Here is a 13,263-nt window from a genome sequence, read left to right on the forward strand (position 1 = left end):
AAGTGCGGGGTGAAAGCTAACCGCCGCAGGCCTGCAGTGGTGGCTTTGCAGCTTCGGTTGCAACTCCCCCAGTCTTGACGATCACAGGCAGCGCCGTGCCGGGTTTTGGCACGGCGTTGGGTTCAATCAACGGCATCAAACTCGGCGCCAGCACCACCAGCAGCTGCACCGGCAACGCACTGGTGAAGTCATAGTTCTTCGACTCCGGCCCATGCACATACGCCGTCATCGAACCAAAGAAACGCTCACCAATATTGAACACAAACGTCGCCGACCGGTTCACATAGCGCGACTCGATCAAGCGCCCACCGCCCGCATACACATCAAAGCGCTGGTCCCCCGTACCGGTCTTGCCGCCCACCGGAATAATCGACCCATCATGCGACACGAACGCCGCCTTCACCCGCTTGGCCGTACCATCCGACACCACCCCGCGTATCGCATCGGCCACCACGCGCGCCACTTCCGGCGACAGCACTTGCTCGTTGGTGGTCGGCGGCGCCTTGGTCACCAACGTTTCATACGGCGTACCTTTAGCAAAGTGCAGCGAGGTCACCCGCTGCGCACTCTTGCGCACGCCGCCATTAACGATAATCCCCATCATCTCCGCCAGCGAGGCCGGACGGTCAGCCGACGCGCCCAAGGTGGTCGCATACGACGGCACCAGCGATTCAAACGGATAGCCCATTTTCTTCCACTGCTTGTGGATTTCCATGAAGCCTTCCATCTCGATCAAGCCGGCAATCCGCTTGTCCTGCGCGTGCTTGCGATGGGTCTTGAACAGCCACTGATAAACCTCTTGCCGCTCTTTCTCGCTGGCCGCCGTCATCTGGCTCAGCGTCGCGCCCGGATGCAAACGCAGATATGCCGCCATCCACAACTCCAGCGGGTGCACGCTGGCCAAGTAGCCGCGATCCGCCAGCGACCATTTATCGATTGAATACTGGTCGTACAGCTTGGAGACACGCTCATCCGGCACTTCGTTCTGCGACGGCAGGTTGTCCTTCAAGAAGGCAGCAAACTGCTCTTCCGTCGCCAGCGGATACACGGTGCGATGTATCACCGCCAGGCGCACCGGCGTGCTGCGGATATTCGCCAGCAGGATCTTGTCCAGCTCGGACTCCGGCTTGCCCTTGTACTTGGCGTAGAAGCGCGCGAGGAATTCCTTGCCTTCCTTGTCCGCAAAGCGCGCCAGATAGCCGGCGCGGCGCGGATCATCCGCATCAGCCAGCAGCGAGGCCGACGAGCCCGGCGACTGGAACATGTAGTACTTGGCCACGTCGCGCATCAAGCGAACGAACACGAGATTGGTCGAATGGCGCAGCGCCTCGGTCACGGTCAGAATCTTGAAGTTGTCTTCCTTCGAGAAGTTGCCGAAGTGGTGCAGGCCGCCGCCGGTGAAGAAGCCCTCGCCCGGATTGCCGGAATACTTGCGCTCCATGGCCGCGTTCAGCATCGGCGTCAGCGCGCGTTTCTCCGCATCCACCGGCAGCGCCTTGAAGTATTCAATCGCCCACAGCGACAGCTTGTCTTGCGGATCAACCTTCACTTGGCCCAGCGCCGCCGCATCCATGCCGCTGAAACGCTTGTGCAGCTGATCGACGATATCGAGATAGGTAATCAGCGTGCGCAGCTTGGCGGTCGAGCCCAGATCGAGCTTGGCGCCTTCGTTGATGTCCAGCGGCTGGTCGAAGTTATCGGTCTGCAGGCGCAGCAGGTTATTCTGCTCGCCTTTCTCCAGCAAGGTGAAGCTGTACACCACGTTGGCCGGATCGCCGTTGCCCAGCATGCCCTTGCCGGTCAAGCCCGCAGCCTTGGCCTTTTCAGGATCGCGCAAATCGCGCAGCACTTGCGTGACCGCCGTCTGCGCTTGCGCATCCAAGGTGCTGACCACGCTCAGATCAAGGCGGTCGAGGTTGTACATGCGGTTGTCACCGAGCAGGTTCGCCAAGTGATTGCGGATCGCGTTCGACGCCTTGCGGCTGACGAAGGTTTGCGGCGGCGCCGACTGCAAGCCATTGCCGGTGGCCGGATGCAGCTTCTGCTGCAAGGCCACGTCGCGCATGGCCGGCGTGATGGCGCCGTCGTTGGCGAGGATGCGCAAGTGGCTGTTGGCCAGCACTTCCAGGTCGGCCGCGCCGTCGCCGAGGTAGTAGCTTGGACGGCGCTGTGCAATCATCAGGCTCAGCGCTTCCTTGTAGACCAGCGCAGTTTCGGGATCAGGATTATCGAGCTTGCCGCTCAGGCGCTTGTTGACGTCGTCAAACGAACGGCCGTACCACACCCACATGCCGTCGCCGATGCCATTCACTTCGCCGTAACCGGGCTTGGCCGACAGCGGCACCGTGTTGAGGTAATCCAGCACGATGCGGCGGCGCGCCTTGGTGGTGTCCGGGCCGTCTTGATACGAGCGCAGGCTGGCTGACACCATCTGCTGCAGCTTGTCGGTCATCGAGCCGGTACGGCCTTCCGGCGAGTGGCGATACTTTTCGATCTGCGTCGCCAGCGTGCTGCCGCCGGCCGCGCGGTGACCGCCGGCCACTGCGCTCACGCTTTTCTCCAGCACCGCCTTGCCCAGGCGATCCCACTCCACCGCCGGATTGCGCTTCGGATAGGTGTTATCGAGCAGCTCGCGGTTCTCGATGAACAGCAAGCTGTTAACCAGCGCCATCGGCGCTTGCTCGAACTTGTTGTAGATGCGTTCCGGGTAGCTGGCAGCAAACAATTCCTGCGCGCGGCAATCGACGATCGTCAGGCCGGTCTTGGTCTTTTCGCGATAGGTGGCAAAGATGCCCATATCGGCCAGTTCCGCCATCTTCGGCGAGATGCGCGCCTGCGCCGCCACCTGGTAATCGCGCGCGCTCAGCTTGCTCAAGTAGTCCGGCAAACCGGCATAGCCAAGCCGTTCGTCGTACGGGCTGTCGTGCGGGAAGCGGATCGATTTGCTCGGCCCCTTCTCGACCTTGTAGGTCATCTTGCTGGCCATATCGCTGAACACGCGCGCCTGCATCGACGAGGTCAGCGTTTCGCGGTAGCCCCAGTACGCAGCAAACGAAATGCCGATCAATAGCACCAGCAGGAAAGCATTACGCGAGCGCTTGCTTTTCTTGGGCGTGCCGTCTTCCGGCGGCAAGGGCGGATCCATTTGCGCCTGCGCCAGATGGGCTTCAGTTTGTTCGGGGGTAGGAGGCGGCACCACCTTCAGGTGGCGTTTGCGGCGATAACCAAATGCTGCCGCGCCTGCACGCAATTTGCGCACTGCGCGTACAACGAGACGGGGCCGGCGGAAACGACGATTGCTTAACATATGATTCAGACCGGTCGATGTTTCAGTAGAACTTACTAACTACACTTGCTAGCTTCCATTGCACCACAACGCAGCGCCGCTGACCGGAACGGACGCAGAATTTATTGCTTGCGCGGTTTGTTTTTCGCAAAAAAACAACGGCGTTCTCCCCGAAGGAGGAACGCCGTTTCACCCTGTTGATAACAGCGCGCACTAAATGTTGCTGAACTCTACATTGAGCTTGCGTAGCTCGTCGCACAATTGAAAGAAGGCAGTGGCCGTTTGCACCGGCTCGCCCTTGACGCCCAGCTCGATATGGCGGCGCGTGTTCGCATCGCCCACGCTAGGCAGGCTAAAGACTTTCACGCGCGGATATTGTTTTTCTATCGCCAGCATCAGCGGCGTCAGCGCCGATTCGGCGGCCTCGTACACCAGCACCGATTGCTCCATGCGCGGCTCGCGGTTGAACAGGTCGGCGTAGTGGTTGTCCAGCACCCACTCCAGCATCGGCCACGCCATCACCGGGAAGCCCGGCACGAAGTAGTGCTTGTGCAGCGCGAAGCCGGCGATGTTGTTGTAGGGATTGGGAATCAGCGCCGCGCCTTCCGCAAACTCGGCCATCTTGAGGCGGTGCAGGTTCTCGGCCGAATTCAGATCGGCGGTCTGGCCTGCTTCCTGCGCCATTTGCACGATGCGCTGCTGGATGTTGATCTTGCCCTGCTCGTGCAGCACCAGCGGCTTGCCCAGCGCGTCGGCGGCGGCCTGGCGCGTGTGATCGTCCGGCGTGGCGCCGATGCCGCCGCAGCAGAACACGATGTCGCTGCTGGCGAAAGTACGCTTGAGGGTGGCGGTGATGCGCACCGGGTCATCGGGCAGAATCTCGGCCCAGGTCAGTTGCAGGCCGCGCGTGGCCAGCATCTGCACTACCTTGGGAAAGTGCTGGTCGACCCGCCGGCCCGACAGGATTTCATCGCCAATAATGATGAGTCCGATTGCCATGTCTACTCCTCGATTAGGACTGCCTGCGCGCGCAACTGCGCCAGCGCATCCATGCAATAGTACGCGAACCACAGGCCGGTAAAGATAAAAATCAATACGTACAGCCAGATCGAAACGGCCGCGAGGAAGGGGAACATTACCACCGCCATCACGCCGCCCAGCCAGATCGCGCCCGGCAGCGCACCGGCAGCGCCCGAAATCACGCCAATCATCAGCAAGCGCCAGCGGTGTTCGCGCAGGATCTGGTGGCGCTCCTCGGTGCTGGCGTAGTCGGCCAGCGTGTCATACACCATCACGCGGCAAGTCAGCCAGCCCCACAGCAGCGCTTGCACCACCACCGCCAGCGGCGGGAAGGCGTACAGCGGCAGCGTGACGATCCACAAGCCGATGAAAATCAGCATGCCGCCCAGCGCCACGCCGATGCTGCCAAGGATGGAGCCGCCCTTGCGCTGCTCCAGTTGCGGATAGTGGCGCAGGCCGACGTGACGGCCGATCACTGGCATCGCCACCACGCCGATGAAAATCAGCGCGGTCAGGATCATCAGCGGCAGCAGCGCCAGCATGGCGATCAGCGGCGGCACCACCGAGGTCAGCGCGCCGAGGCCGAGGCTGCGCAGCCAGCTGGTGCTGGTGGCAAACAGATTGTGCTCGGTGAACAGCGCATGCAGTTGATCGACCAGCGGTTGCAAGTACAAGTACAGCAGCACCGCCCAGACGCCCAGCGCCAGCAGGAACGGCGCAATGCTCATCAACAGCATCTTGCCGTGCCACTGAGACAGGAAAGCGCGGCTCCACGCGCGGATCACAGCGCCCATCAAACTACCTCCTTGCGTGCGTATTCCACCATGCGTTTCAGGCCCAGCCAGTGCTGCGACCAGAAGCCTTGTCCGTATTCGCGGCCCGGCGTGCCGTCCACGCCGGGCAGCTGGTCGCGGATGCCGGTAGCGACGAATTCCGGCGTGAAGTTGGCGGTGCGGAAGATGATGTCCCACACCGGCAGCAGCACGGCAAAATTGCAGCCGCCCAGCTTGCCGTCCGTGTTTTCATGACCGACGCCGATAGCGTGGTGCATGCGGTGGTAGCGCGGCGACACCAGCAGGCGCTCGCCAAGCCAGCCGAAATGAATCTTGACGTTCGCATGCTGCAAGCTTTGCAGGATGCGCGACACCGACACCAGCAGCACGTACTGCGACGGCTCGACGCCGATGCCGATCGCAATCACGCCCATGTACACATCGCGCAGCAGGTCGTCGAGGATGTGGTTGCGGTTGTCGCTCCACAGGTTCATGTTTTGCTGGCTGTGGTGCAGGCCGTGCAGCGCCCACCACCAGTTGAACTTGTGCGAGGCGCGGTGATACCAGTAATCGAAGAAATCCAGCACCACGAAGTACACGAAGAATGCGCCGAGCGGGCTAATGCCCGGCCACAGCGTTTCCAGGTTAAACGGGCGGAAGCCGTCAAAGCGCAGCGCCGCCGTGACGCTGTCCAGCAGCGGATCGAGCGTCAGGAAAATCAGCACCGAAAAGATGCCGATACGGTGCAGCACGGTGTAGATGAAGTCGTTCCAGCGCGCGCGCGGGTCGGTGATTTTCTGCGCCGGGATCATCGATTCCAGCGGCCGCAGCACCAGGAACAGCAGCGCCAGTTCCAGCACGCCGATCAGCAGCCACTCGGTGCCCTCGAACGCATCTTCGACAAATTCGCCAAAGCCAAGCTGGAATATCAGCGGCTGGATTACAGTTTCAAACAACCAGCCTTGGGCCAGCCCCAGCCAGTCGGAGAAGGTTTGCATCATTTTTTAAATTTGGACAGGTAGTCAGGATGCTCGCGCAGCGTGGCGAAGCACATATCTTTTTGTTCCAGGCCGCTGATCAGCGGCTCCAGGTTGGCCGGCGCCCACGCATCCTTGCGCGACCAGATGCCCATGTGAATCAGCACGATATCGCCGCCGCGCAAATCGCGCAGGGATTTTTTCAGCAGCACGTCGTTCGGATAGGCCGAGCTCGATAGCTCGTCGCCGGAGAAGCCGGCTGGCGACCAGCCCACGTGCGCATAGCCGCAAGCCTGGCCCATTTCCAGCAGGCGCGGCGAGGTGCGTCCGGCCGGCGCGCGCCAGATCGGATCGAGGTGCTTGCCGGTCAGTTCGACAAAGCGCTGGTCGACGCGCTGGATTTGTTCGCAGTACTGCTTGGAAGTCAGGCTGATTTGCTTGCCGGCGCTGTCGCCAAAGCCGGGCTTGACCACGATCTTGCCGTCCGCGCCGTCCTTGGCATAGACCGCGTGGTCGAAGGTGTGCGAGCCGATGGCATGGCCTTCCGCCACGCGCGCTTTCCAGTAGGCAGACCATGAAGGATCAAGCGAGTAATCGCCGCGCACGGTTTTCTCGTTGGCGAGGAAGAAGGTGGCTTTGATCTTGTGGCGGCTGAGCGTGTCGGCAATCAGCTCGGCTTGCGATTGGCTGCCAGTGTCGAAAGTCAGGTAGATGGTGCCCTTGCACAGCACGCGCTTGGGCGCGGCGGCGGATGCCGATACAGCGCTCGCCGGCACAGCCGCCGCACTTGCCGCCGAGGCCGGGGCCACCGCGGCCGCAGCGCCAGGCGCTGCCGCCAGGCCGGCTGCACGGGCTTCCGCCGCGCGCCGCGCCGGGCCGTTGCGGTCGCGCGCCTGCGCATTGGCGGCGCGGGCCGCCGCGTTGACGTCACGCGCGCCATCGTTGACGGCCTTGGCCTGCACCGGTTCAACGGCGTGCACAGCCGGCGTCACCGCCAGCACCAACAGGGTCAGGGCGGCGGCAGTTTTCATCAGCGTTGAGCGGAGTTAAAGAAGAACACGCCGTGCGGCGAACGGCCCACCGGTATCGTCTTGATCACCTTGCGGGTTTTCAGATCAATCACCGCGACCTTTTTAATCCAGCGCAGCGTCACCCACATGGTCTTGCCGTCATCCGTCACTTCCATGCAGTCCGGGCCGCCCGGCACATTGATTTGGCCGACGTTTTCCAATGTCTTCTGATCAATGATGTTGATCGAATTGGAAACACGGTTCGACACATACGTGTAGCGGCCATCGCCGGCCGAGCGGAAGTTGTGCGCGCCCTGCCCGGTCTTGATGCGCTTGACGGTCTTCTGCGCTTTCCAGTCGATCACTTCAACGTAATCGCTGCCCATGATGCCGACCAGCAGATACTTATCGTCCGGCGTCATGGCGATACCGGCCGGCAGCTTGCCGACTGGCAGAGTCCACTTCAAGGTTTGCGTATTCAGGTCAATCGCGCTGACCTCGTCGCTGCCTTGCTGGGTGATGAACACCATATTGCTGGCGGCGTTAAAGGCCATGTGGCTCGGCAGCTTGGGCAGCGGGATGCGCTTGGCCAGCGTCATATTGGCGCCGTCGTATTTGTACAAATCCACGCGGTCGAGGCGTAGCGAGTTCGACACAAACCACTTCTGGTCGGGCGAAAAGCCGATCTGGTACGGGTCGAGGATATCCTTGATCTTGCGCTGCACCTGCCCAGATTTCGGGTCGAGGAAAATCAGCTCATTGCCGACCGAGCTGGCGACGATCAGCGATTTATTATCCGGCGTCGCCATCAAGTGATGCGGCTCCTTGCCAACCGGGATGGTGGACAAGTCCTTGTAGCTCGCTTGATCCAGCAATTGCACGGTGGCGTCACGCGAATTCAGGACAACCACGACATTGGCTTGCGCGCTGCCGATTGTCAGTAATGCGCAGGAAAGGACGATACGGCGGAAACTACGGAGCATGTAAGAGAATCGCTATAGAGGCAAAACCTCATTTTACGTGCAAACCTTTGCCCCTGCTACAATTCTGCCCTGTTTCTAATGAAAGGAAGATCATGTCCACTATTACCACCCCATCGGGCCTGCAATACATCGAACTGACCGTGGGCGAAGGCGCTGAAGCCAAGGCTGGCCAGAACGTCACCGTGCACTACACCGGCTGGCTGCAAAACGACGACGGCAGCAAAGGCCCGAAATTCGATTCGAGCAAAGACCGCAACGATCCGTTTGAATTCGCCCTGGGCGCCGGCATGGTGATCCGCGGCTGGGACGAAGGCGTGCAAGGCATGAAGATCGGCGGCACCCGCCAGCTGATCATCCCGTCGGATCTGGGCTACGGCTCGCGCGGCGCCGGCGGCGTGATTCCACCGAACGCTACCCTGATCTTTGACGTAGAACTGCTGGGCGTTTAATCCGGCTTAGCGCTGCCAGTTCCTGCGTAGCGCTTCCATCTCTGCTCGCGTGTCGAGCATGCCGCCGACGATGCGCTGGTCGATTGCTTCCAGCAGCGCCGTCGGCATCTCGGTTCCCGCCATCCGGTAATTGCCCATTGCAGGCAAAGGCCGCGCATTCTGCACCACCACCGGTATCCGCCACTCCTCGCTGGCGCGGCAAGCGATGCCCACCAAATCCTGCGTCCCGCCCACCAGCGTGAAGCTGCGGCAGTACGTGCCCTCGTTGGATAAAAAGCTCAGGCCGACCCGCACATCGCCATCGGACTGCGCAGCGCCGCCCAGCTGCTGGCTCAGTACCGCCGCCAGCCGGCCCTGCGCTACCAGCAAGCCGTTGCGGCTCACCATCTCGGTGGGAACGGAGGCCGGCTCGCCGAGCCAGTTGGGCTGCCAGCGCGCCAGGCCGAACTTACCGGCCGCCAGCCCCAGCACCATCACCAGCGCCAGCGCGCTCCACTCCAGCCAGCCCCAATGCCGCCGCGCTGCCTTGCGCGCGGCCTGCTGAGTCGCCAGGCGCTGCGCGCGCACCGCCGCCAGCTGTACCACGTTGGCGCCGTGGCCGGTACGCAGGCTGAAATCTTCATCGCGCGCGGCGCGCAAACGCGCCACCCGGCGCGCCAGGCTGCTGTCCAGACGCATGGCGGCTTCGACCTCAAGGCGGGTCGCCTCGTCTAAATCGCCATCGGCATATGCCATCAGTGTGTCGTCTGAAAAGCTCATGGTCCCGTCCTTTACGCATTCCATCATAAACCTTTTTTACGCAAAGTGCGGGTTTGCGAAAATCGCGTAAGCCCTTTAAATACAAGGCCTTATTTGCGCTGCAGCGCAGCGAGACAGCAAATACAAGGCGCGCTTCATCGAGAAACCATTACATTTGACAATATTTATGCTAATCTGCGCGCTCTAATAACCAAGGAGGTAGTAATGAAAAAAGGCGAACTGATTGCAGAATTTGCGAAACGCACCGAGTTGTCCGCTGCTGCCGCCAACGGCGCAGTGAACACTCTGATCGCCATCATCACTGAGCGCCTGAAAAAAGGCGACTCGGTTGGCATCACCGGCTTCGGCACCTTCTCCGTCGCTAAACGTGCTGCACGTAAAGGCCGCAATCCTGCAACCGGCGAAGCGATCAAGATCGCAGCGTCGAAAACCCCGAAATTCTCGGCTGGCGCCACGCTGAAATCGGCTGTCAACCCGACCAAGAAGAAGTAATTCTTTCGGAGTTTTGAGCAGTGCCCGCAAGGGCACCTGAAACGGCGGACCATGTGGGCTTACACCCAATATGGCCGCCGTTCTGTTTTGGAGCCCGCACTCTAGCGGCTACGGTTTATGATGGCGCGGTCATCCATCACATCAATCAAGGAGCGCGGTATGAGTTTGCAAGAACAATTTGATCAAGCCCAGGCGGACTCGAAGAACCTGCCGGAACGTCCAGACAACATGACCTTGCTGAAGATCTACGCCCTGTTCAAGCAGGCGTCGACCGGTGACGTCAGCGGCGAGCGTCCAGGCATGACCGACTTCGTCGGCCGCGCCAAGTACGACGCATGGGCCGAGCTGAAAGGCAAAACCCAGGACGAAGCGAAACAGCTGTACATCGATCTGATCGAAGATCTGAAATAAAAAAAAAGGCCCTTGCGGGCCTTTTTGCATGATGGGGTTGACGCTGCCGTTGCTGTTGCCTTGATGCGGATGGCACCAACCCAACCCGCACACCGCTACGGCCAGGGTCTGACCCCGTACGGGGTCAGACCCTTTCGTCAGGGGTACTGTTTAGGACTGTAAGTTGACGCCAACGCGTCATTGTCCTGCTACCCCGTCAGCCCCTTAGCCTGCCTTGCGGCGGCGGGCTGCGAAGCCAACCAGACCCAGGCCTGCCAGCAGCATCGCGTAGGTTTCTGGCTCAGGTACAGCCGAGGTCAGGCTGAAAGCGGTAATACGCTGGTCAGCGTCGGTACCGCCAGTGCCGCCGGTGAAGCCGACGTACATGGTATTGCCGAACTTGGCGCTCAGGTCGACGATCTTGCTATCGCTGACCGCATAGCTGGTGCCGGTCGACACATCCAGGAAGGTGCCGGTCATGCTCAGTTCGTGCGTGGTGGCGTTGTAGTTCACGGTCTGGGTGCCGGTCACGTTGTTCGATGCGCCCAGGCTGAACGGCGCGTCTTTCAGGTTCTGCACTTTGCCGTCGATGCTCAGGCCGTAGTCGTTCTTGTCCCACGACAGGATTACCGAGCCAACGGCGGTTGCGCCCTTGCCGCCCAGATTCCAGTAGCCGACGTCGCCGCCACCGGTGCCAGTGATGTTGTTGCCGATGTTCTGGAAGGCCAGCGAAATGCCATCCGCCATTTTGCCGACGCTGTGACCAGGCGTAGCGACGTCGCCCTTCAGCGAGAACGAGAAGGTGGTGCTGAACGACTGCGAAGTCGAAATGCCCTGGGTCAGCCAGCCTGCACCTGCCACACCGTGCGGATTCGATACATTGGTGTTCTGGGTCAGTTGCAGGGCGCCATTGGTGTACACCGCGCTGCCTACTGCGTTCAGGGTCGACAGGTCGATAACTGCAGCCGAAGCTGGGACGGCAAAGGCAGCGGCGACGGTGGCGGCGGCAATAGCTGGCATCAAGCGCATGTGAATTCCTTCAGATAGTGAAAGTGTGATTAGTCAAATGTCATCAATGGAAACGATTATCACACGTGCCATTCTTTTACGCAAATGAATTTTTCTAATAACAACAATAATTGTTTTTAAGAAACAAATACCTTACGCATTTTCTCGCTCACCTTGGCCTCGACCATGGACGCCATCATGCTGATCGGGAAGCCCAGCGCAATCTGCAACTGCGCCTGGTTCGGGCGCAAGGTCAGCGCGCCATTCACGCCGCTACGCTCGAAGCGCAGCACGTCGCCGTCCCAGCGGCAGGCTAATTCGAATTGTTCGGCCAGCTTGTCGGCCACTTGCTGGGCCGCTGCGCGCGCCTGCTCCGGCGCCAGCTGGTGTTCCTGGACGATGTTGATGTCCGCCATGCGGATCCCCCTGCTCTGAATAAACAAAGGCGACATGATGCCAGTTGCGCCCTTGCCGCGCCAGTCTGTGCGGGGATGGAATGAATTTGCTTATATGTATTGTATATAAGCGCGATTTGTGAGAAATAGCGAATTACCTTAAAATACAGTGCTTTGCCGAGGTTAGCCAGGCACTGCCCCGCCACCGACGCCGCTGCACACCAACATTGATAGGACTGTTATGACCCACGTTGTCACCGAATCTTGCATCGCTTGCCGTTACACGGACTGCGTCGATGTTTGCCCGGTAGATTGTTTCCGCCAAGGCCCAAACTTCCTCGCCATTGATCCTGACGAGTGCATCGACTGCGCCGTCTGCGTGGCTGAATGCCCGGTCAACGCGATCTACGCTGAAGAAGATGTCCCAGGCGATCAACAGCAATTCATCAAGCTCAACGTTGATCTGGCGCGCAAATGGCCTTCGATTACCAAGACCGTCGCTCCGCTGCCGGAAGCCGACCAGTTCAAGGACGTCAAAGAGAAACTGCAACTGCTGGTGCGCTAAGCCGCCCCAACAAAATCACAGGAAGAACCACGTATGAATAGTACCGTCACACCTACCGGCGTCATCGAAGCTGATGCCGTCATCATCGGCGCCGGCCCGGTCGGCCTGTTCCAGGTCTTCGAACTGGGCCTGCTGGAAATCAAAGCCCACGTTATCGATTCGCTGAACGCCGTGGGTGGACAGTGCGTGGAACTGTACCCTGACAAACCGATTTACGACATCCCTGCCGTGCCATCGTGCACCGGCCAGGAACTGACCGACAACCTGCTCAAGCAGATCGAACCGTTCGAGCCGACCTTCCACCTGGGCCAGGAAGTGACCAAGGTCGAGCGCCGCGACGACGGCCGCTTCGACGTCGAAACCACGCTGGGCACCAAGTTCCTGACCAAGACCATCTTCATCGCCGCCGGCGTCGGCTCGTTCCAGGCGCGTACCCTGAAGGTGGACGGCATTGACGTGTTCGAAGGCAGCCAGCTGCACTACAAGGTCAAAGATCCTGCCCAGTTCGAAGGCAAGAACCTGGTCATCTGCGGCGGCGGCGACTCCGCGCTGGACTGGGCGCTGAACTTCGTCGGCAAGGCCGAATCGGTCGTGCTGCTGCACCGCCGTGAAGACTTCCGCGCGGCGCCGGCCTCGGTCGCCAAGATGAAGGCGCTGTGCGACGACTACGAAATGCAGCTGCTGATCGGCACCGCCACCGGCTTCGAAACCTCGGCCGACGGCAAACTGGAACACCTGAAGGTGACCGCTGCCGACGGCGTGACCCGCCGCGTGCCGCTGGACATGCTGCTGGTGTTCTACGGCCTGTCGCCAAAGCTGGGCCCGATCGCTGAATGGGGCCTGGACATCGAGCGCCGCCAGCTGAAAGTGCAAAACACCGAGAAGTTCGAAACCAACGTGCCAGGCATCTTCGCCGTGGGCGACATTAACACCTACCCGGGCAAGAAGAAGCTGATCCTGTCGGGCTTCCACGAAGCCGCGCTGGCCGCGTTTGGCGCTGCGCCGTACATCTTCCCGGACAAGAAGATCCACATGCAGTACACCACCACCTCGCCAAAACTGCACAAGGTGCTGGGCGTCGAAACGCCTGTGTTCGATTAAGTACACAGCAGGCATCTGTCCTACACGAAAGCAGCCTTTTGGCTGCTTTTTTTAT

14 protein-coding genes are annotated in these 13,263 nt (G+C 60.6%); 5 read left to right on the top strand and 9 right to left on the bottom strand.

Annotated elements, in window-relative coordinates; genetic code table 11:
• Positions 1-16 precede the first annotated feature (16 nt).
• The 6 genes from GTP45_RS02375 to GTP45_RS02400 all read right to left on the bottom strand — a co-directional run bounded on the left by GTP45_RS02375 (position 17) and on the right by GTP45_RS02400 (position 8,049).
• Positions 17-3,145: a transglycosylase domain-containing protein gene (locus tag GTP45_RS02375; RefSeq protein ID WP_161012266.1), complete on the bottom strand. Its 3,129-nt coding sequence runs from the start codon at positions 3,143-3,145 to the stop codon at positions 17-19.
• Positions 3,146-3,499: 354 nt separating this feature from the next.
• The gene (locus GTP45_RS02380) at positions 3,500-4,285 is read right to left on the bottom strand and encodes a competence/damage-inducible protein A (protein WP_161012267.1); all 786 of its coding nucleotides are present in this window, start codon (positions 4,283-4,285) and stop codon (positions 3,500-3,502) included.
• Between the two features lie 2 nt (positions 4,286-4,287).
• The gene (locus GTP45_RS02385; protein WP_161012268.1) at positions 4,288-5,100 is read right to left on the bottom strand and encodes an EI24 domain-containing protein; all 813 of its coding nucleotides are present in this window, start codon (positions 5,098-5,100) and stop codon (positions 4,288-4,290) included.
• The gene (locus GTP45_RS02390) at positions 5,100-6,080 is read right to left on the bottom strand and encodes a sterol desaturase family protein (RefSeq protein ID WP_161012269.1); all 981 of its coding nucleotides are present in this window, start codon (positions 6,078-6,080) and stop codon (positions 5,100-5,102) included. Before GTP45_RS02390 ends, GTP45_RS02385 begins: the two co-directional genes overlap by 1 nt.
• Complete coding sequence (locus GTP45_RS02395; RefSeq protein ID WP_229258306.1) at positions 6,077-7,087, bottom strand: polysaccharide deacetylase family protein; 1,011 nt, start codon at positions 7,085-7,087, stop codon at positions 6,077-6,079. Before GTP45_RS02395 ends, GTP45_RS02390 begins: the two co-directional genes overlap by 4 nt.
• On the bottom strand, positions 7,087-8,049 hold the full coding sequence (locus GTP45_RS02400; protein ID WP_161012270.1) for a YVTN family beta-propeller repeat protein: 963 nt from the start codon (positions 8,047-8,049) through the stop codon (positions 7,087-7,089). Before GTP45_RS02400 ends, GTP45_RS02395 begins: the two co-directional genes overlap by 1 nt.
• A gap of 92 nt (positions 8,050-8,141) precedes the next feature.
• Between GTP45_RS02400 and GTP45_RS02405 the strand changes: the two genes are divergently transcribed.
• A complete protein-coding gene (locus GTP45_RS02405) occupies positions 8,142-8,498 on the top strand; it encodes an FKBP-type peptidyl-prolyl cis-trans isomerase (RefSeq protein WP_161012271.1) in 357 nt (118 codons plus the stop codon).
• Positions 8,499-8,504: 6 nt separating this feature from the next.
• Here GTP45_RS02405 and GTP45_RS02410 read toward each other — a convergent pair whose 3' ends face one another.
• Positions 8,505-9,257 (bottom strand): hypothetical protein, encoded by a 753-nt coding sequence (locus tag GTP45_RS02410; RefSeq protein ID WP_161012272.1) that lies wholly within the window; start codon positions 9,255-9,257, stop codon positions 8,505-8,507.
• 204 nt (positions 9,258-9,461) lie between these two features.
• On the opposite strand from GTP45_RS02410, the gene GTP45_RS02415 reads away from it, so the two are divergent.
• Both GTP45_RS02415 and GTP45_RS02420 read left to right on the top strand, forming a co-directional pair.
• The gene (locus tag GTP45_RS02415) at positions 9,462-9,749 is read left to right on the top strand and encodes an HU family DNA-binding protein (protein WP_072784867.1); all 288 of its coding nucleotides are present in this window, start codon (positions 9,462-9,464) and stop codon (positions 9,747-9,749) included.
• 159 nt (positions 9,750-9,908) lie between these two features.
• Positions 9,909-10,160 (top strand): acyl-CoA-binding protein, encoded by a 252-nt coding sequence (locus tag GTP45_RS02420; RefSeq protein ID WP_161012273.1) that lies wholly within the window; start codon positions 9,909-9,911, stop codon positions 10,158-10,160.
• 204 nt (positions 10,161-10,364) lie between these two features.
• On the opposite strand, the gene GTP45_RS28485 is transcribed toward GTP45_RS02420, so the two are convergent.
• Both GTP45_RS28485 and GTP45_RS02430 read right to left on the bottom strand, forming a co-directional pair.
• Entirely contained in the window at positions 10,365-11,168 is an 804-nt protein-coding gene (locus GTP45_RS28485) for a PEPxxWA-CTERM sorting domain-containing protein (RefSeq protein ID WP_229258307.1), read from the bottom strand.
• Positions 11,169-11,284: 116 nt separating this feature from the next.
• Complete coding sequence (locus GTP45_RS02430) at positions 11,285-11,563, bottom strand: polyhydroxyalkanoic acid system family protein (RefSeq protein ID WP_161012274.1); 279 nt, start codon at positions 11,561-11,563, stop codon at positions 11,285-11,287.
• A 220-nt stretch (positions 11,564-11,783) separates the two neighbouring features.
• Between GTP45_RS02430 and fdxA the strand changes: the two genes are divergently transcribed.
• Both fdxA and GTP45_RS02440 read left to right on the top strand, forming a co-directional pair.
• Positions 11,784-12,107: a ferredoxin FdxA gene (fdxA, locus tag GTP45_RS02435; RefSeq protein ID WP_161012275.1), complete on the top strand. Its 324-nt coding sequence runs from the start codon at positions 11,784-11,786 to the stop codon at positions 12,105-12,107.
• A 33-nt stretch (positions 12,108-12,140) separates the two neighbouring features.
• Positions 12,141-13,208 (top strand): NAD(P)/FAD-dependent oxidoreductase, encoded by a 1,068-nt coding sequence (locus GTP45_RS02440; RefSeq protein ID WP_161012276.1) that lies wholly within the window; start codon positions 12,141-12,143, stop codon positions 13,206-13,208.
• Positions 13,209-13,263: the final 55 nt, after the last annotated feature.

The sequence above is a fragment of the Duganella rivi genome (genome assembly GCF_009857435.1).
Classification (GTDB): Bacteria; Pseudomonadota; Gammaproteobacteria; order Burkholderiales; family Burkholderiaceae_D; genus Rugamonas; species Rugamonas rivi.